At 35.0% G+C, this 20611-nt stretch carries 18 protein-coding genes; 13 read left to right on the top strand and 5 right to left on the bottom strand.

The genetic code is table 11. The features are described from left to right. Nucleotides 1–24: 24 nt before the first annotated feature. The 4 genes from AC3IRX_RS04565 to AC3IRX_RS04550 form a co-directional block, all read right to left on the bottom strand. Nucleotides 25–345 (bottom strand): hypothetical protein, encoded by a 321-nt coding sequence (locus AC3IRX_RS04565; RefSeq protein ID WP_489211295.1) that lies wholly within the window; start codon nt 343–345, stop codon nt 25–27. A 217-nt stretch (nt 346–562) separates the two neighbouring features. Next, on the bottom strand, nt 563–1156 hold the full coding sequence (locus AC3IRX_RS04560; RefSeq protein ID WP_489211294.1) for a MauE/DoxX family redox-associated membrane protein: 594 nt from the start codon (nt 1154–1156) through the stop codon (nt 563–565). A gap of 104 nt (nt 1157–1260) precedes the next feature. Next, entirely contained in the window at nt 1261–1473 is a 213-nt protein-coding gene (locus AC3IRX_RS04555) for a hypothetical protein (protein ID WP_489211293.1), read from the bottom strand. Between the two features lie 16 nt (nt 1474–1489). After that, a complete protein-coding gene (locus AC3IRX_RS04550) occupies nt 1490–1723 on the bottom strand; it encodes a hypothetical protein (protein WP_489211292.1) in 234 nt (77 codons plus the stop codon). 294 nt (nt 1724–2017) lie between these two features. On the opposite strand from AC3IRX_RS04550, the gene AC3IRX_RS04545 reads away from it, so the two are divergent. Both AC3IRX_RS04545 and AC3IRX_RS04540 read left to right on the top strand, forming a co-directional pair. Further along, on the top strand, nt 2018–3679 hold the full coding sequence (locus tag AC3IRX_RS04545; RefSeq protein ID WP_489211291.1) for a helix-turn-helix domain-containing protein: 1662 nt from the start codon (nt 2018–2020) through the stop codon (nt 3677–3679). 83 nt (nt 3680–3762) lie between these two features. Beyond that, nucleotides 3763–4623 carry an RteC domain-containing protein gene (locus AC3IRX_RS04540; RefSeq protein WP_489211290.1) on the top strand — a complete coding sequence of 287 codons (861 nt, stop codon included), beginning with the start codon at nt 3763–3765 and terminating at the stop codon, nt 4621–4623. Nucleotides 4624–5144: 521 nt separating this feature from the next. On the opposite strand, the gene AC3IRX_RS04535 is transcribed toward AC3IRX_RS04540, so the two are convergent. Next, on the bottom strand, nt 5145–5384 hold the full coding sequence (locus AC3IRX_RS04535; RefSeq protein ID WP_489211288.1) for a hypothetical protein: 240 nt from the start codon (nt 5382–5384) through the stop codon (nt 5145–5147). A 1249-nt stretch (nt 5385–6633) separates the two neighbouring features. On the opposite strand from AC3IRX_RS04535, the gene AC3IRX_RS04530 reads away from it, so the two are divergent. The 11 genes from AC3IRX_RS04530 (at nt 6634) to AC3IRX_RS04480 (ending at nt 20603) form a co-directional block, all read left to right on the top strand. Then, complete coding sequence (locus AC3IRX_RS04530; RefSeq protein ID WP_489211287.1) at nt 6634–8571, top strand: polysaccharide biosynthesis protein; 1938 nt, start codon at nt 6634–6636, stop codon at nt 8569–8571. Nucleotides 8572–8833: 262 nt separating this feature from the next. After that, nucleotides 8834–9655: a polysaccharide biosynthesis/export family protein gene (locus AC3IRX_RS04525; RefSeq protein WP_489211286.1), complete on the top strand. Its 822-nt coding sequence runs from the start codon at nt 8834–8836 to the stop codon at nt 9653–9655. Nucleotides 9656–9684: 29 nt separating this feature from the next. Further along, a complete protein-coding gene (locus tag AC3IRX_RS04520; RefSeq protein WP_489211285.1) occupies nt 9685–12039 on the top strand; it encodes a GumC family protein in 2355 nt (784 codons plus the stop codon). 42 nt (nt 12040–12081) lie between these two features. Continuing rightward, nucleotides 12082–13248, top strand: a complete 1167-nt coding sequence (locus AC3IRX_RS04515) for a nucleotide sugar dehydrogenase (protein ID WP_489211284.1) — start codon at nt 12082–12084, stop codon at nt 13246–13248. A 535-nt stretch (nt 13249–13783) separates the two neighbouring features. Next, on the top strand, nt 13784–14971 hold the full coding sequence (locus tag AC3IRX_RS04510; RefSeq protein WP_489211283.1) for a UDP-N-acetylglucosamine 4,6-dehydratase: 1188 nt from the start codon (nt 13784–13786) through the stop codon (nt 14969–14971). 2 nt (nt 14972–14973) lie between these two features. Continuing rightward, nucleotides 14974–16116, top strand: a complete 1143-nt coding sequence (locus AC3IRX_RS04505; protein WP_489211281.1) for a LegC family aminotransferase — start codon at nt 14974–14976, stop codon at nt 16114–16116. Beyond that, nucleotides 16106–16732 (top strand): acetyltransferase, encoded by a 627-nt coding sequence (locus AC3IRX_RS04500; RefSeq protein WP_489211280.1) that lies wholly within the window; start codon nt 16106–16108, stop codon nt 16730–16732. Before AC3IRX_RS04505 ends, AC3IRX_RS04500 begins: the two co-directional genes overlap by 11 nt. Then, nucleotides 16733–17743: an N-acetylneuraminate synthase gene (neuB, locus tag AC3IRX_RS04495; RefSeq protein ID WP_489211279.1), complete on the top strand. Its 1011-nt coding sequence runs from the start codon at nt 16733–16735 to the stop codon at nt 17741–17743. Then, nucleotides 17740–18894: a UDP-N-acetylglucosamine 2-epimerase gene (neuC, locus tag AC3IRX_RS04490; RefSeq protein ID WP_489211277.1), complete on the top strand. Its 1155-nt coding sequence runs from the start codon at nt 17740–17742 to the stop codon at nt 18892–18894. Before neuB ends, neuC begins: the two co-directional genes overlap by 4 nt. Next, entirely contained in the window at nt 18891–19940 is a 1050-nt protein-coding gene (locus tag AC3IRX_RS04485; protein WP_489211276.1) for a nucleotidyltransferase family protein, read from the top strand. Before neuC ends, AC3IRX_RS04485 begins: the two co-directional genes overlap by 4 nt. Before the next feature lie 3 nt (nt 19941–19943). After that, nucleotides 19944–20603 carry an acylneuraminate cytidylyltransferase family protein gene (locus AC3IRX_RS04480; RefSeq protein WP_489211275.1) on the top strand — a complete coding sequence of 220 codons (660 nt, stop codon included), beginning with the start codon at nt 19944–19946 and terminating at the stop codon, nt 20601–20603. Nucleotides 20604–20611 lie beyond the last annotated feature (8 nt).

Genomic DNA, 20611 nt, shown 5'->3' with positions numbered 1-20611 from the left:
CAAGGCAGCAATTTTAGAAAGCTCTTATGGCTTTCTTTCATCCGGGTGAATTGCTAATACCTGCGAATTGGATAGATCAGAGATCTGAGAGTCCAAAGTTAATCCTGCCGGTACAGTAATGTTACATGGTCGATTACCAGAAACGTCACAAGTTGGCGGTGTTTGAACTACCATTATCCAATTAGAGGATTTCGCAAATTCTCCTTCCACAGTGGAAGAGCTGTTATAAGTGTAGATTGTATCTACAGCTTCCTTCTCTGTCATCTGAAATGACATTGTAATTCCTGCTGTTAGCAGGGCGACTACCGACATTGCGTTGGTTCTTAAAAATGAAATGGTTTTCATTGTAAAAAAATTTAATAATTAAAATAAATATTGATAAAATTGGTACTTGACTATTCCTAGTCAATCGGTTGCTATGTATTTGGGAGAACAATAGGTTCTCCCTTGTACATTGTAGCCAACTGGAATTCACAGTTGACAGGTGTCAATCATGCTGCAGCATGCAATTAAGAAGTACGCGTACCTTCTCAATATTTTTTTTCAGGTTTAGCACTAGATTTCAGTCTTTGTCTTTGTCCTGATCTTTGTCTGAGTCTTGGTCTTTGTCTGAGTCTAAATCTAAATCTAAATCAATGTCTGGGTCTAGGTCATAGTCTTGGTCTAAGCTATAATCTTGGTCTAAATCATAGTCTAATTCAAAGTCTAAGTTTAAATCTAAATCTAAATCATGTCTAGATATTGAACTCATAATGCTCTTATGGATGCCGTATAATACTATAACGAGTAACCCTATGTTAACTCCCAAGTTTACTTTCCAAGACCACTTTTCGTAGAATCCAATACAACTGCAGGGTCGGTTTTCAAAGAAAATTAATAGGACTGCATTGTAGAGTGTAAATAGAGTCAAAAGAATCAACGTTAAGCAAAGTCCCATATCGATTGTCCTCGAAATACTTAGGAGCAGAATCGTTAAGAAAAAAAGGATTAACACGGTGTATGCCGTAAGTAATCCAATAGGTGCTAACATGGGAGCGTGCTGAAGTTGAGCTTTGAAGTTATCAAAATCAATGAACTTGGTTATCAGTGTATAAGTAAACAGAACCACAAAGAAAACTCTGAAAAGTGTTACTGAAATGGATCTCTCGGTTTTCATGATATGAATTATTTTTAATTTAAAATTTAGAGTTTAGAGTTAACGGTCGGTCAATGGATATTTAATCAGCACTCAGCCAAGTTGACTTGTATAGCTTCTATTTCTCATCCTCTCTTTCGGAGTTTCCAATAGACTTTCTTTCTCAGATAGGTGGGAGTGAGTTGGTCTTTGGCTAGGACAATTCGAGTCTTAGGAGTTCCAATCGTTTCCCAAGTTCCGTCACATGGACATTTCTGTCCAGAGTAGGTTAGAATTACAACAGGATCTTTTTCACAAAAGAAATCCCTGTAAGAAATCCCATGTTTATGAGTACTCATAGATTTGGGATTTTTTTTAGCCCTCAGTTTCGATCCAATGTTGCCTGTCCTTTTTCGGGGGTAGTTTGGTCGTGTCCTTATCGCCATCCTCTAGAAACAAATCCTGAGATTTTAAAATAGTGCCAGTAGGATTTTCCGCTTTCAAAGAAGCGGGCATAGAATCGCGATCTTGACACGATAATATAACAGTTGATAGTAGAATAAAAGCTAAGCCACTGAAGGCTGCAAATTGAAATGTTTGGTTTTTCATAATGGGTTAATGTTTTAAGATTAGCCCGGCCGGTTGATTTTTTGTTTGATAGAATTCTTGGGGTAAATGTATGTAATTCAGGTATATGAAAATTTTAGGGTAGGGAACGGATCACGATCCGTTCCCTCACATGCAGAATCCGTTCCCTCCTTTTTGAGGCGAATTTTCATCAGAAATAATGAAAAGTGGGCTCCTATCAAATCAGGTGCGGTATTTTGGCAATACTATGCAAAGCATATTAAAAGTGGAAAAATAATTGAAAAAAAGTTTTATTTTTATCAAATACGTGCGAGTATGCGTAATCCGTTCCCTTCTTTAGTCCTAATTTTGGCCTCAAACTATGCAATTTCGCAAGCTTATACCAAAAACTATGACTATTATGATAAGCTGTACGGTCATTTTTCTGAAAATGACGTTAGGGCACTAGTGCCTTTAAATCAGAGCATAAAAGCCGCAAAATTCCAGAAAGATTATCAGCATTTAACCTACGTTTATGAGGACGCAGTCTATTTTATGGGAGACACAGACGTAAAATTGCACTACGCGGACAGCAGTTTGGTGGCAGCGAAGCTTTCAAAAGACCATAGTTTAATTGCAAAAGCTTTTTTAGGCAAGGGAATCGTTTATTATTACAATTTCCGAGATTACAGAAAAGCACTTGACGAATACCGAAGAGCCCATAGAGCGGTTCAAAAATCAAAAGATTCCTACTTAAATTATAAAATACAGTTTCACATTGGCTTAGTTAAGAAATACCTTGGTTTTTACGGGGAAGCTGATTCTCATTTTGCGCAGTGCGTGGATTATTTCAAAAGAAATTTAGAGAAGGGTGAACTGCACTTAAACGAGCGTCACAATATGACTGCAGGTTATCTGAATTCTCTGTATCAACAAAGCCTTGTTAAACGTCATTTGAAGGAATATTCAGCAGCTCGTCATCTTATTTCCGAAGGGCTTGAAGAGTTGAATGGATTAGAGGACCATTCTGAAGAAAGAGGGAAGTTTTTGTTAGGCCATGGAATGGATCTGCTTTTCACTGAGGATTTCAACAACTCCCATTCCGTTCTTTCTGATGCGTTATTCCTTCTTAAATATGAAGAAGATTTTACGGCGCTTGCCTTGACTCACTATTATTTGGGGAAAACAAGTCTAGATATGAAGGAAAAGACAAATGCCAGAAGGCATTTCTTGGCTGTAGATTCCTTGTTTTCGAAGTATGGTTTCTTTGAGCCGGAACTACGTTTGAATTATCGATACTTAATCCAAGGCATGGAATCGAAGACTGACCATGAGCAGAAGGTTTATTATCTAAAACAACTAATCAAATTAGATAGTATCGAAAATAGGGAGGAGGATTATATGGCAGTAGCAGTCCTACGAGAATTTGACCCTGCTACTGACAGGGCTAAATCAGGAACGATTGCCGTATCGTTAACAGACCGTTTGATTCAACTTTTAATAATTCTCTTCATTGGAGGAGGCCTCTTTTTACTTATATATTTTAAACCGAAAAGATCCTACATACAAAGGAAGGCAAAAATTCTCTATTTAAGAGCGATGCGAAAAGTAAAAGGTCCCCCAGAACCTTTTACAGAAAATCAAATAAAAACCGCAATCCATGCACTAAATCAATTCAAGAAGGATCAGGGTTTTGTACAGAAAGGGATTAAAGTAGAGGATGTCGCTGCAAGGCTTGAATTGTCACCGAGACTCATTAGCTACGTAATTAATACTTCAATAAAAGAAAATTTCAGTTCTTATATCAATCGACTCCGATTGGAGTACGCGGCAAGGCAAATAAATAAATCCTCAACACTCATGAGTTTGTCGGTTCAAGGAATCGCTGAGCAAGCCGGCTTTACAAGCCGCCAAACCTTCACTCGATTATTTCATGAATTTTTTGGAGTCACTCCAACAGAATATTATGAACGAATGAAAAAGGACCGAGACGGTTAAAGAAAAAACTTTCCTCAAATATAAAAACACAACCAATGAAAAACACAACCTAAAACAAGAAGAAAAACAAACCACCACCCAACATGCAATCATCCCAACTACTGGCAAGGGCAGAGTCTTTATGGCTTGAACTAATCAGTGAACTAGAAGACGTAGACCCTCTTTCAAAAAGTACACAGAATTTAGAAAATTATCAATACAATTTAATGAAAACGGATGAGTACATCCGACGACTTAAATCCCTAGTTCATTTCCATGTATTTAGTAACATGGCTTTTGAAATTGAGTTCTTCAAAAAAATTAAACCGAAATTTGTTTCGGAATTTATTTTTTTATCAAGAATAATTGAACTAGAATCAACCATTCCCAAAGCGGGGAAAGAGAATGTGAAAGTTGTGCTTGAAAAGCAACTGGAAACCCTTCAACAATTCGCGCTGGAAAATAGAGACTTTATAGCTTATTTCAGAAAGGGAGCGAGTTATGTCGACGATCAATATTTCCTTAGGTCTAGTTACGATCTATATGTCACTCAGTCTCTGTCATTACATAGTCATGATGAGCGGTTTTCTACGTCTCATGACGGACTGGTCGCTCTCGTACTCGCTAACGATAAATACGAACTTTATTTGAGCCAAAGACTTTTAGGTCTAGACGATTTATATCTTCAAGAAATTAGATCTCAGAAATCTCCTTTAGAATGGAGCTCTTCAAAAGCAGGCTTAGTAGAATTACTCTATGGACTACAGCAAATGAAAGCCTTCAACCAGGGAGCAGTTGAATTTTCTAAGGTGGTGAAAACCATCGAAACCTGCTTTAATATTGATCTTGGAAATTACCATAAGACTCTGGGAGAGATTAGAGATCGGAAAACGGAGCGAACGAAATTCTTAAATCAAATGAGTGATGTGCTTATCAAAAGTTTTGAGGAGGCGGAAGAGAAGTAGTAGTGTGATTTGTGGACCTCCACTTTCTAAGTTGTTAATTTTGTGCGTGTGAAATTTAGGTAGGTGTATTTTCCTACGGTTCCACCTACGGAAGCTACAAAAAATAAAATACCGTAAATGGTTGAATTCACCCTACTTGTAATATAGCTCAAAGTTAAGCACAGATTTAGCGTTGCAATGGCTGTACGGTTTAAAACTAGCTTTTGCCTTTTAGGTGCGATGATTAAGCAGACTCCACTGGATACCAGCGTAGCGATCAAAGCATAAAAACCTGAACCGTGACAAATTGATGTGTAAATAATGAAGCAACAAAAAAATGGACAATGCCTATTAGAGATTGGGGTATCATACTCAATCAATTTATGTTATATTTGAAGATAGGCTTAAATTATACATCTCAAGCCAATACTTTTCAACTTACACACTTTTTGGGATAGTGTCTATTTTTCGTGTTCATGAGTTATTTTTTTAAATAGATACATTTAGAGTGCTGTTTTAAATAGCCTTTCTAATTCGGCTGCTTAGCTAGGTTTTTCACTTTCTTCAATCTTGTGGTCGTCAATGTTTTCCAGATCACTCCACTCCCTATTTTCGTAATCCTCAATTAGGTCGCGGAGCTTGCTCCTCAACTTTTTAAAACGGATGTCTTCTTTTGCTAGAAGTCGTAAACGTCTGTCAGCTATGAGTGCTCTATTATAATCAAATTCATTTGTGATTGTACCTATGTCTATTATTTTATCTATGTCAAAATTTGTTTCCATTCTATGGGACGATTTTTGCTCAACCATTTTTCAAGGGTTTGTTGTTATTTTTAAAAATTGTTTGTGATTAATGACGGTTCGTGGCCAATTGTTTGTCGCCTCACCCTCTTCATCAAATTCAATTAGAATTAATTTTTGATGAATATTATTGTTGAAAAATAAAATGAATCACTCTGCGCACAATCTGCAACTTTTCTAAAATCGCAAAGACTCATTTTATTAAAATTGAGATTTTCTAATCTGACACAGCGGCATCAGCTGCGGCACGTGATTTTAAATATAAGTATTTTTTTGCCTCAGTTTTAAAATACTGCTTTTCCCTTCTGTTCTCGTAATTGGAAACAGTACAAAAATAAGCAAAGTTCTGAAATAAGCCGAATTTTTTATTTCTAAAAATTTTATAAGTAGTTGTTTTTATGTATTTTAGAAAGTGCATCTTTTTCTCGTCGCACTAACATATATTGTACTTAAAATGGAGTACTTTGTGTCGGAATGTCAGCTGTATTGATTCAATTGAAATACCAATTGAGATCATGGCGGAGTGCTTTATAGAAAACAAGTAGATGTATTTTTAATTAATGAAAACTGTCAAGATTTGGAAGTTTGGCTCCACAAAGATTTCGGTAGTATTTTCACCTTCAAGTTACAAGGTTGGAGCTATGATATGAGACACTGGCCAAAAAAACGAACATTAAAGATGTTTAAAGAGTGGTTTGAGGTAATTCTATCCACTACTATTTTTGATCTCGAAAATGAATCCGTTTCAAAGTCGATTTAAATTCTACAAGTACGAGAATGGGTGAACTCGGATCGTTTATTCTTCGTGCAGGATAGTAGGTTTTTTTGTCAATCATTTTTTGAATTAAAAGTTCTACTGAATTTCACCATATCCTAGAAACCATGCACTGCATTTCAATTTTGCTTGGATATAACTTTATATTCCTTTATGTCTCCTTTCGATCCTAGATGAATAATTGTATATTTGCCCACACAAAGGCACGAAATTTGGTAGCTAACGTTAAATTGTATTAATATATTTAATTATTACTAAACTAGGTTCCAAGTTATACCGAATTAATAATTATTATTCGGTTATATGGGAGCATAAGTATATTAAAAATAACTTCTATATTTGCAAAACGAAGGATGAATATATGATTGAAAATATATATTCCTGGTTTTTCTCAAACATGAAGTCTTAAATTTAGATGCTATAAACTAATTAAGATTTGAAAACACAAATGATAAGATGAAGACGATCCGGGAGCTTCTGAAAAAAATATATGTTGGAGACAACGTTGTAAACTTGACTGAGATTCGCTATTTACCTAGGTGGATTATCTTGTTTATTGACGTTGTCATTCTTTTGGTTTCCATAGTGATGTCTTATGGAATCCTTTTCACTCTTGGAGTATCACCTTATAATACCTTAAACCTTTTTAGTAAGTACCTTCTCATAATAGGTGTGAATGTTTTTTTCATGTTTCTGTTTAAGACTTACTCCGGGATTATTAGGCACTCTACATTCATTGATTTATTTAAATTACTTGCTGCAAGTTTTTGTAGTGCAGTGGTCTTAGAACTAATTAATTTCATCGCTTCAATTGCCGCAGATGTAAAAGTGGTTAGAACCCCTGTTCTTATTGTTTATTTTGCGGTCTCGTTTACAATGCTTTTTGTTTTCAGACTTGTTGTGAAGGAAGTTTTTCAGTTAGCGAGAGAATTTAAGAGAAGCGCTACGAAAAAAAGAATTCTTGTATTAGGAATAGATGATCAATCTGTAGCTATTGCTAGAGTTATATTAGACAATACTCATTTGCCTTATCATTTGGTCGGATTCCTCACATCGCGTCAAGATTCAAATCGAGTGAGACTACTTGGAAAACCCATTTTAACGAAAAATAAAATTGAAAATTTCACAAAGGACGAGTTAAATATAGATGGAGTCTTGGTTATCAAAGAAATGATGTCTCGCCAGGAAATGAATGATTGGGTAAACTTATTCTTATCGAAAGATATTTTGGTATACAAAGCTCCTTCCGTTCAGAAATTAAGAGAGAATGATTTAGGGAATACGATTAAAAATCTTCAGATTGAAGATTTACTTAACCGTAGACCGATAAAGATTGAGAGTGAGGAGGTGAAGAGAAGACATCATGGGAAGAATATTTTGATTACTGGTGGAGCAGGCTCCATTGGTAGTGAAATAGTTCGCCAAGTTGCGCACTTTGATCCCGCCCTGGTGGTCGTTCTTGATCAGGCGGAAACTCCTCTGTATGAAATCGAACATGAAGTCAAAAAAGATTATCCCCATATCAATTTCAAATTCGTGATGTTAGATGTGGCAAACTACTCAAGACTTCGTTCCGTATTTGAGTTGTATAAGTTTTCTATGGTCTACCATGCAGCTGCATATAAGCACGTCCCATTAGTAGAAGAAAATCCGCATGAAGCTATTTTTACGAATGTGCTAGGAAGTAAAAATTTAGCATGCCTTGCGAGCGAATTTAAAGTGAATCGTTTTGTAATGGTTTCTACAGACAAGGCTGTGAACCCAACCAATGTCATGGGCGCTACGAAAAGAACAGCAGAGCTGTTTGTTCAATCCCTTCAAAATATTGAAGGAAATACCACTAAATTTATCACCACACGTTTTGGAAATGTACTCGGATCAAACGGATCAGTAATACCTTTGTTCAAAAGGCAAATTGAAGAAGGGGGACCTCTTACAATTACCCATCCTGAAATCACCAGGTATTTCATGACCATCCCAGAGGCATGCGAACTCGTATTGCAAGCAGGAACTATGGGAGAAGGAGGTGAGGTCTTCGTTTTTGATATGGGAGAGCCCATGAAAATCTTAGATCTTGCAAAAAGAATGATTAAGCTGTCCGGTTTTGAAGTGGACAGAGATATCAAAATTATTTATACAGGGCTAAGACCAGGAGAAAAGTTATACGAAGAATTATTAAGTGATGATACCAAAACTCTTCCTACACATAATGAAAAAATAATGATCTCAAAAGATCCAACGATGATTTATGAGGAAATAAATTACAAAGTTGAGAAGTTAGTGGCAGTATCTCAAAAACCGGAGAAGAGAGAAGTAGTAAGAGCTTTAAAACAAATTGTACCAGAGTATATCAGTAACAACTCTGTTTACGAAGAGTTAGATGCGCATCTCTAAGATGGCAAATAGAATCCCTCCTAATCGGAGGATGGTATATTATTTGTAAGAGAGTGGTGATTTTTAAAAAGACGATACATAGCTAAAAATTTTTAGCTCCTAGATAATATAAATTTAAAAACGAATAAAATAGATTGCACTTTTAATTTGATTTTCTATCTTAGTGAGAGATTAATTGCGATCCTCAAATAATTTAGATTATTTAATAGTTCCATTGAGCTACAAAGCAAAATAAAAGTTACTTTTACAATATCCTTAAACTATGAAAAACGCTTATTTATTGTTATTTGGTCTTTTGATGCTTTCTTCCTGCAAAACGTTTGAGGGAAGAGATGCAAACAAAGACGAGAATGCACTTCATTATATGAAAAATATTGAAGAAGTAGCGCTGAGCGAATCTAAAAGTAATACGCAGATTCATTTGCAAGTTGGAGATGAAGTTCAAATTATTGTTTCTGCATTAGATGTGGACGTCGCAAAACCATTCAATCAGAATTATTCTTCAGGTCAAACAATTAGAGATGGAAGTACTCCTGCAGGCAATCAGGTTGCTACGAGAACTGCAACTGTAGCTCCAACGTATAGAATTGAGGCCGATGGTCAGATTGACTTCCCGGTACTAGGTAAAGTTTCTGCAATGGGATTTACAGTGGATCAATTAGCAGAATCACTTCGTTCTCAAATCAAACGATACATTAAAGATCCCTCAGTTAATATAAAGCTTTCGAATTACAGAATTTCTGTTTTAGGAGAAGTTCGAAGTCCTGGTAAATTTATAGTACCCGAGGGGCGAGCTACCTTACTGGAAGCACTGGGAATGGCAGGAGACTTAACCGTCTATGGAAAACGAGAGGACGTACTAGTTATTAGGAATGAAGATGGAAATATTTCCCAGGCAAGAATTGATTTAACGGATGCAAATTTTATCAATTCTCCGTATTATGATTTAGTTCAGGGAGATGTAGTTTATGTCTTACCGAATAAAACTCAGGAGAGAATCTCCAAGCGAGATCCTAATAATACACTTTACATTTCAATAGCGTCAATTTTAGTTACCATTATTGCTTTGGTGGTTAGAAAATAATAGTAAGCTTATTCTTAATTAGTTCCATAATGAATCAAGATAATTATAACGAAGACAATCAAGGTGGTGAATTAAATTTGCAAGAACTCCTGAAACCTTATCTACGTAGATGGATATGGTTTGTGGTATCGGTTGCTATAATTCTTATACTCGCTGTGATCTACCTTCGGTATACCACACCTATTTACAAGACAACATCCACTGTCCTCATTAAGGATGCAAAAAAAGCCTCTTCAATTGAAGAAGGGTTATTGCAGGATTTGTCTGGATTAGGTGGAATGCAATCAGCGAGTGTCGATAATGAATTGGAGATTTTCAAATCAAAAAAGTTAATGCGAGAAGTGGTGACCAAGAATCACTTGCAGACAAAGATTACCACAGATGCCAATATAAGAAATACCGAGTTGTTTAGTACTACAACCCCGATCTTAGTAAAGGTGATTTCAGAGAAGCCTGATGAAAAAGACCCTCAATTGCCTATTTCAATCCAAATAAATGGCGATGAACTTACACTTAGTTCAGAAGAACTAGAGAATGAAATTAAGACTACATTTAACAAAACCATTGGACTTCCGTATGCTAATATTATTATAACTAAAAATCCAGATTTCGACTATAAGGATAAAGTTTCCGATTTGAAACTTTATTATGCAAAGACGGAAAGTAGGATTAATGAGTTGCAAAAGATTTTAGTTGCCAATCTTGTGGGGAAAAACACCTCTGTCATTGAACTAAGTGTAAACTATCCAGAAAGAAAGAAAGCGAAACGCATAATTAATAGTCTTGTACTTGCGTATAACGAAGACGCGATAACAGATAAGAATTCGGAATCGCAGAAAACAAAAGAGTTTATTGACGAGAGAATAAATATTCTAGCTGGAGAATTAGGTGACGTCGAATCTGAAAAAGAAAGATTCCAAGCTTCAAATGGAATTACCGATTTAGCGGCTGAAGCTCAAATTAGCCTACAAACTGCGCAGCAAGCTCGCTCAAAGCAATTGGAGGTTGACGCGCAATTGGAACTTACAAACGCATTAATTAGCCATTTAAATAGACAGAAGTCAGGAATTCTACCAAGTAACGTAGGGCTTAATAGTACAGAGGCTTCAAGTTCCATTATGACCTATAATCAGCTCGTTATGGAAAGAAATAGATTACTTCAAACGGCCACGTCCGAGCACCCAAGTATCATTGATCTCAATAAGCAAATTTCTTCGATGCGATCTTCGGTTTTACAAAGTTTGCAAAGCAATCGTAATGCTTTAAATATATCAACAAGAGAGTATCAGGAGGAACAAAATAAAGTAGCAGGGAAAATATCCAAAATTCCCTCACTAGAGAAAATATTTAGAGGGATTGAACGTCAGCAGCAAATCAAAGAAAGTCTGTATTTACTTCTTTTACAAAAAAGAGAAGAAACGGCTATATCCCTTGCTATAACTGCACCAAAGGCAAGAATTATTGACAAAGCGTACAGTACAGCAACTCCAGTATCACCTAAGAGAAATATCGTGTATTTAGGTGCTATATTGATCGGGCTCCTAATTCCATTTGGAATAATTTATTTACTTGAGCTACTCAATAATAAGCTTAATTCTAAACACGATATTGAGAAATTAACAAAATCTCCAGTTCTTGCTGAAATACCGTCTGTAGAGAAAGGGGAATCAGAAGTAGTAAAAATGAATGACCTATCGCCACTTGCTGAGGCATTCAGAATCCTAAGTACGAATTTGAACTTTATGCTTCCGAAGAAGAAGTCAAGTCATGTAATCCTTGTTACGTCATCAGTTAAAGGGGAAGGGAAGACTTTTATGTCCGTTAATTTTGCAATGGTTTTAGCTTCACCTACAAAACGAGTTGTGATAATCGGAGCTGATGTTAGAAATCCCCAGTTTCAAAGGTATGGGGCATTTGCTAAAACCGTAAATGGTTTTACAGAGTATCTTTATGATGATACCACAAAGCTTGAATCAATCATTCATACTTCTGAAAACAATAAGTACTTAGACGTAATATACACAGGGACAATTCCGCCTAACCCCACAGAGCTTCTGAGTAATGGAAGAGTCAATTCGCTATTGGAGGAGTTGAAAGAGCATTACGATTACATCATTTTTGATACAGCACCTTTGATGCTTGTGACGGATACCTTCTTGATTTCAGATTTAGCTGATGCGACAATTTATGTCACGAGGTCGGGGTATACAGAAAAATCATTATTAGATTTTGCAAATAGCAATATTGATTCTAAGAAAATTCAAAATGTTGGCTTTGTTATAAACGATGTACCAAAGGTACACTTCGGATATGGAAATAAGTATGGATATGGGTACAGTGCAAAGGAGAAAAGTTTTTTTGAGAAACTGAAAGCGCGAATCTAAATTGCCGTATTGCTCTAGTGGTCAAAAAGAAATACAAAAAATATGAAAATAGCAGTAGTTGGTACTGGGTATGTCGGGCTCTCAAATGCACTTCTATTAGCTCAGTATAATGAAGTTGTTGCTTTAGATATAATTCCAGAAAGAATTGCCTTATTATGTAAAGGCATATCACCAATTGAAGATAAAGAAATAACAAATTTCTTGTCCAATAAGGATCTGAATTTTAAGGCCACTTTAGATAAAGATGAAGCATTTATGAATGCGAAATTTGTCATCGTTGCAACACCCACTGATTATGATGAGACAACAAACTATTTTAATACAAGTAGTGTTGAAAAAGTAATTAGCGAGGTTAATCAAATTAATCCGGAAGCTATTATCGTTGTAAAGTCCACTGTTCCGGTTGGTTTTATAAGAATGATTAAAGATAGATTTGGGTTCAGTAATGTGATATTTTCACCTGAGTTTCTGAGAGAAGGGAAAGCTTTGTATGACAATTTGTTTCCTTCTAGGATAATCGTAGGAGAGATAAGTGAACGATCAAAAGAATTTGCTAGACTAATGCAGGAAGGTGCAGTAAAAGAAAAGATCCCTACGTTATTTACAAACTCGACAGAAGCTGAAGCCATAAAATTGTTTTCAAATACTTTTTTGGCACTCCGTGTTGCTTATTTTAACGAATTGGATAGTTATGCGCAGACTTTTGAACTAGATAGCAAACAAATAATTGAAGGTGTGGGATTAGATCCACGTATCGGCTCGCATTATAATAATCCCTCATTCGGTTATGGTGGATATTGTCTGCCAAAAGACACAAAGCAATTGCTTGCAAACTATGACCAAGTACCAAACAATTTAATAAAAGCAATTGTAGATTCTAATAGTACTCGTAAAGATTTTATTGCTGATTCTATCATAAAGAAGAACCCTAAAAAAGTAGGAGTTTATCGGCTTATTATGAAGTCCGGATCTGATAATTTTAGGGCGTCTGCAATCCAGGGTGTTATGAAGAGAATCAAAGCAAAAGGGATTCAAGTTGTGGTTTATGAACCGGTTTTAGAAGATGAAATATTTTACGGATCTCAGGTTAATAATGATTTAGATAGTTTCAAAAGAGATTGTGACGTCATAATTTCAAATAGACTAACAGAAGAATTGAATGATGTCTCTTATAAAGTGTTCACCAGAGATTTGTTTGGAAATGATTAATATGGTAATCAAAGCAGAAAGTCCATTTTAGAGAAGTGAACTTACGGTTCAATAGACCTTCTATAAATATTTCCTGATTCAGATATTATTACAATACCTTATTCGTATGAAAGTTTGTACCTTTGTTAGGTACTTGGAAAGGAAATCATATAAAATTAGTTAGATATTTAGGAATAAGTCTGGATTTGAGCTTCTATTTTAAGATAAAGAACTTGAAAGAATACAAGCATTACGAAAATATATTATTTTTACCTTTCAGATTGAGGGGTACAGAATAAGAAAGGAATAGTAAAATGCAAGAATGTCTTTAGTTATAAGATTTTCCAACGATAAATGTAAAAATTCATGTAAAATATTTTTGACACAAAATTTTAAATAGTCGAATTAAAATTTATACAAAATTAAATTGAGGTAAATGCTAATGTTTCTTTAACATTGTACGATGCGTGTTTATGTCATAAGAAGAAAAAAGTATAGTATGTCGGCCTCGTATTGGGATTTGTAATATAAAAAAAATTAGTAGCAGTAATTAATTATGAATATACTAAATTTAATTGGCAGAAGAAAGGAATTATTCAAGGACGACATTCAGATGTATGAAGCTGAATTGCAAAAAATCATCAGTTCTTCCAAATTTCTTGTAATTGGTGGTGCAGGGTCAATTGGTTCAGCAACAACAAAGGAAATTTTCAAACGAAATCCTAAAAAGTTACATGTTGTAGACATAAGTGAGAACAATATGGTTGAATTGGTGCGTGATATTAGAAGTTCATTTGGCTATATCAGCGGTGATTTTCAAACTTTCGCATTAGATATTGGTTCAATAGAATACGATTCTTTTTGGGAGGAAGATGGCGATTATGATTATGTCTTGAATCTTTCAGCACTAAAGCATGTACGTAGTGAAAAAGACGCTTACACATTAATGCGAATGATTAATGTAAATGTTTTTAATACAGATAAAACTTTACAACAATCGATTGACAAAGGTGTTAAAAAATATTTTTGTGTATCAACTGATAAAGCTGCAAATCCTGTCAATATGATGGGTGCATCAAAAAGGATCATGGAAATGTTTTTGATGCGTAGAAGCAAGCAAATTACGATTTCAACAGCTCGTTTTGCAAATGTTGCATTTTCTGATGGTTCATTATTACACGGCTTCAACCAGCGTATTGAAAAAAAACAACCAATAGTAGCGCCAAATGATATAAAGAGATATTTCGTCATTCCGAAGGAATCGGGAGAATTATGTTTGATGTCTTGTATCTTTGGTGAAAACAGAGATGTATTCTTTCCAAAACTAAGCGAAAACCTGCATTTAATTACATTTGCAGAAATTGCTGTTAAGTATCTTTCTGAAAAAGGGTACGAACCATATTTATGTAAAGACGAGGATGAAGCGCGGGAATTAGTTGAGACCCTACCGCAGCAAGGTAAGTGGCCTTGCCTTTTTACATCAAGTGATACAACAGGTGAAAAAGATTTTGAGGAATTCTTTACAGCTAATGAGATTTTGGATATGGAGCGTTTTGAAAATTTAGGAGTCATTAAAAACGAGCTTAATATTGAAGAAGATAAACTTAATTTGTTTGAAACTAAATTAAGTGAATTAAAAGCTGCTCGTAAATGGAATAAAGAAGAAATAGTAGATTTATTCTTTACAATGATTCCTAATTTTGGACATAAGGAAACTGGTAAGTATTTAGATTCTAAAATGTAAAGATGGAAAACATTCAAAGTATGATCTCTTTTGTGAGAGATCATTTTAATTCAGATAAATTTATACCGCTTCATGAACCGCGTTTCAGAGGCAATGAAAAAGCATACTTGGCAGAAACTATTGATTCTACCTTTGTTTCATCAGTAGGCGAATTTGTTGACAAGTTTGAAATGATGATGCAAGATATAACTGGCGCTGCAAAATCTGTTGCCGTAGTTAATGGTTCTGCATCTTTACAGGTTGCCTTAAGATTGGCAGGCGTAAAAAAAGGAGAAGAGGTGATCACACAAGCTCTTACCTTTATTGCAACAGCCAATGCGATTGTTTATAATAATGCAGTTCCTGTCTTTGTAGATGTTGATTTAGATACGATGGGACTTTCACCTAAAGCACTTGAAAGTTTTTTAGAAGAAAATGGTGAACTTCGTGAAGATGGATGCTACAATAAATCTACCGGACGAAGAATTGGAGCCTGTATGCCGATGCATACATTTGGTTTCCCCGTTCATTTAGATGAATTGATGGCAGTTTGTAGTAAATGGCACATTCCTTTAGTTGAAGATGCTGCTGAATCTTTGGGAAGTTTTTATAAAGGAAAACATACTGGTACCATTGGGTTAATCAGTGGTTTTTCATTTAATGGAAATAAAGTTGTCACGAGCGGCGGTGGTGGAGCCATTGTAACTAATGATGTTGAATTAGGAATTCAAGCAAAATATCTGACTACAACAGCGAAACGCCCACATCCTTACGAGTTTTTTCACGATGACTTAGGTTATAATTTCAGAATGCCTAATCTGAATGCGGCGTTAGCATGTGCTCAATTGGAATCTCTAAACGGTTTTCTAGAAGATAAGAGAATTTTAGCAAGTAAGTACTCTGAATTTTTCAAAGAATCCGAGATTAAATTCAGACAAGAAACGGCGGATACAAAAGCAAATTACTGGTTAATGTGTGTCGAACTTAGTAACAAAGCGGATAGAGACGAGTTTTTGAAAAATACAAACGATCAAGGCATAATGACACGTCCGATTTGGAATTTAATGTACCGACTGCCGATGTACGCAAATTGTCAACGTGATGCACAGGTGAATGCTGAGTTTTTAGAAGAAAGAATCGTAAACATTCCAAGTAGTGCTAGATAAAAATTCCATAGCAATTATTGGCTACTCTGGACATGCACTTGTTGTTTTAGACTCTGCGAAACAGATGGGGCTGGAAGTGAATTTTTATTGTGAAAGAAGTCAGGTTTTTTATAATCCTTTTGATATTAATTATTTAGGTAATGAGATAGGTGATTCTTTTGATTGGAGTTCTGTCGATAAATTTATACTAGGAATAGGTGATAATAAAATTCGTCAGCAAGTGGCAAATTTAATTTCATCTAGAAATAAGCAAATATTAAATGTTATTCATCCTTCGTCAGTCATAAGTAATTATGCTATATTTGGGACAGGGAATTTCATTGCTGCTAATGCCACTCTTAATGCTTTTGCAAAAATTGGTGATAATTGTATTTTGAATACAGGTTGCATTGTAGAGCATGAATGTGTAATTGAAAATGGAGTACATGTTGCACCAGGAGCAGTTCTAGCAGGAAAGGTATATATTGGTGAAAATTCCTTTATCGGAGCTAATTCTGTCATAAAACAAGGAATTAGAATTGGAAAAGGAGTGATAGTTGGAATGGGAAGTGTTGTCATCAAAGACATTCCTGATAATGAAGTATGGGTTGGGAATTCTGCAAAAAAACTTAAATAGATGAAAAAAGTTTTAATTATCGCCGAAGCTGGTGTTAATCATAATGGAAATTTAGAGAATGCCTTCAAACTTATTGACGCAGCGGTAGATGCTGGTGTTGATTATGTGAAATTTCAAACATTTAAATCTGAGAATTTAGTTTCTAAATCTGCTAAAAAAGCAGATTATCAAATTCAAAATACAGGTGATTCAGTAGACTCGCAGTATGAAATGTTGAAAAAATTGGAGCTATCGCATGATAATCACGAGTTATTGATTAATTATTGCAATCAAAAAAACATACAATTCTTTTCCACAGCATTTGATTTAGACTCGCTGCATTATTTAAAAGAAATAGGATTAGATTTAGTGAAAATTCCTTCGGGAGAAATCACGAATCTACCCTATTTGAGAAAAGCTGCTCAATTATTTAAAAAAGTGATTATTTCAACGGGAATGTGTACGATGGAAGATATCACAGCTGCTCTAAATGTCTTTTTCGCAGAAAATATATCAAAAGATGACATTACTATTCTTCACTGTAACACAGAATACCCAACTCCTATGGATGATGTAAATCTTAAAGCAATGCTTTCCATACAGCAGGAGTTTGGTACTCATATCGGATATTCAGACCATACATTGGGTATCGAAGTTCCGATAGCTGCAGTTGCATTAGGAGCTTCAGTAATTGAAAAGCATTTTACTTTAGATAACACAATGGAAGGTCCAGATCACGCTGCCTCTTTGGAGCCACTTCAGTTAATAAAAATGGTAAAAGCCATTCGTAATATAGAACAAGCCATTTCTGGCGATGGACTTAAAAGGCCTAGTGCTTCGGAAATAAAGAATATAGAGATCGCACGCAAAAGTATTATTGCTTCAACTTCAATTTCAAAAGGAGCAGTTTTTACAGAGGGAAATTTGACCATTAAAAGACCAGGAACCGGGATTTCACCAATGAAATGGGATGAAATAGTTGGAAAAGTGGCCTCAAGGGATTATGCACCAGATGATTTAATTGAGATATGAAAAAAATTTGTGTAATAACAGCTACACGAGCAGAATATGGTTTACTAAAACCGTTGATGCAGCTCATCAAAGAGTCAGATCAATTGCAATTACAGATTATTGCAACGGGTGCCCATATGTCACCTGAATATGGACTGACATATAAAAACATTGAGAACGATGGTTTTGTAATTGATGAAAAAATGGAAATACTTTTATCATCTGATACACCTACAAGTATTTCAAAAACCATGGGAATGGCATTGATAGGGATGGCAGATGTCTTACCAAGGCTTAAACCCGATTTAGTTATTATTTTAGGAGACCGATATGAAATGTTAGCAATTGCTTCTGCTATAACAATTTTTAGAGTTCCGATAGCGCATTTGCACGGAGGTGAAATCACCGAAGGTGCATATGATGACGCCATTAGACATGCTATTACCAAAATGAGCCATCTGCACTTTACATCAACTGAGGAGTATAAAAAACGGGTTATTCAGATGGGCGAAAATCCTGAAAATGTCTTTAATGTAGGAGCGATTGGTTTAGATAATATCCGCGATTTGAAATTACTTTCAAAAGAAGAATTAGAAGAAGATTTAGGTATTGAATTTAAAAAATGCAATTTTCAGGTTACTTTTCACCCTGAAACTTTAGGTAGTTTATCGTCTGCCGAACAATTTCAAAACTTATTGAATGTCGTTGAAAAACAAGAGGATAGTTTTTTTATTTTTACTAAAGCTAATGCAGATACAGATGGACGAATTATCAACCAAATGATTGATGATTTTGTAAAAAAATATCCAGATATCGCAAAAGCTTTTAGTTCGTTAGGTACTTTAAGGTTTTTATCAGTTATTAAAGTATGTGATGCAATTATTGGGAACAGTTCTAGTGGAATATTGGAAGCCCCTTCATTATTAACGCCAACCATTAATATTGGCGATAGACAAAAAGGAAGAATGCAAGCTGCCAGTGTAATAAATGTTGCTTGTACAATAGAAGATATAAAAAGAGGATTTAAAGAAATTCAGGACAGTGCTTTTCTGAAAAACGTTGATTCCGTGAAGAACCCGTATGATAAGGGAGGTGCCGCTTCTGAGATTTTTAATCAAATCAATACCCAAATACAGCTGAATTCTGTGAAAAGATTTTACAATTTATCATGAATACAATACAGAAACATACTATTTTATCATTGTCAAATGTAAGAGAGGCTTTAGTGAAATTAGATGCTTTAGCATCTGATGCCATCCTTTTTGTCGTTGATGATGAAAATAAATTATTAGGTTCTTTAACAGATGGTGATTTGCGCCGTGGCTTCATTAAAGGCTTAGGTTTTGAAGATCATTTATTGTCTTTCATTCAACCTAGTCCTTCTTTTGTTGTAGTGGGTGAGAACGCTGTTAATAAATTGGAGGAATACAAATCCAAGAACTTTAAAGTTATACCCGTACTTAACAATGAGCATCAGATTGTAGATATCATTAATTTCAGATCCACATCAACCGTTATTCCTGCAGATGCAGTTTTGATGGCAGGTGGTGAAGGAAAACGGTTGAGGCCCTTAACCGAAAACACCCCAAAACCCTTACTCATAGTAGGGGACAAACCTATTATTGAGTATAATATAGATCGTTTAGGTAAAGTTGGGATAAAGAACATCCATATCAGTGTTAATTATTTAGCCGAGCAGTTGAGAGACTATTTTCGGGATGGCTCTTCAAAGAACCTTAATATAAAGTACGTACAAGAAGGTAAACCACTAGGTACCATTGGATCGGTTTTGTTAGTTGAAGACTTCGAACATGATGATATTATTGTCATGAACAGTGATTTACTTACTAATATTGATTTTGCTGATTTTTACAAAATGTACAAGGAATCATCTGCTGATATGGCTGTGGCAGCTACATCTTATCATGTCGATATACCGTATGCAGTGCTGGAAGTAGATAACGCAAACGCCGTAAAATCGCTGAAAGAAAAACCAAGATATACGTATTATTCCAATGCTGGAATTTATATCTTAAAAAGAGAATTGCTTAAAATGATTCCTGAAGATACTTTTTTTGATATTATCGATTTAATGGATAAGATTTTAGAAATGAACCTGAAACTCGTTACCTATCCTATCAACGGCTATTGGTTGGATATAGGTAAACACGAAGATTTTAAGAAAGCTCAGGAAGATATTAAACATATAAAATTGTAACTTGTGTTAGCAATTATACCTGCTAGAAGTGGTTCAAAGCGATTACCTGGAAAAAATATTAGATTATTAAGAGGTAAACCATTAATAGCTTATACGATAGAAGCAGCTCTAAAATCTAATTGTATTACTAAAGTTATAGTAAGTACTGATAGTCAGGAAATAGCTGATATTGCTATTAAGTGTGGAGCTGAAGTTTTAGGCTTGAGACCAGATTATCTTTCAACAGATGCAGCAAGTTCAAATGATGTTATAAAGTATACTTTAACTTTATCGGAGAATTATTTTAAACAAAGGTATGATGAGTGTATTTTGTTACAACCAACGTCACCACTTCGTGAGTCAAGACATATTGATGAAGCTATTGCATTATTTAAAGGTAATGATGCAGATGCTGTAATATCTTTTACTGAAGAAAGTCATCCTTTAAAATGGAATAAGCATATAAATAAGGATGGCATTATTGAACAACTTGATTATTTTGAAGATAGACCCACGTACTTTCCCAACGGAGCTATTTATATTCTTAAAAAAGAAGCGATATTATCTGCGAATTATTATACAGATAGGACATATGCTTATTTAATGGATAGAAATGTATCATTTGATATTGATACAATAGATGATTGGAATTATGTAGAATATTTATTAAATATGTTCAATTAAAGTACCCA

The sequence above is a fragment of the Epilithonimonas sp. KH_059 genome, from assembly GCF_057838485.1.
This window is presented reverse-complemented; position numbering and strand designations above follow the sequence as displayed.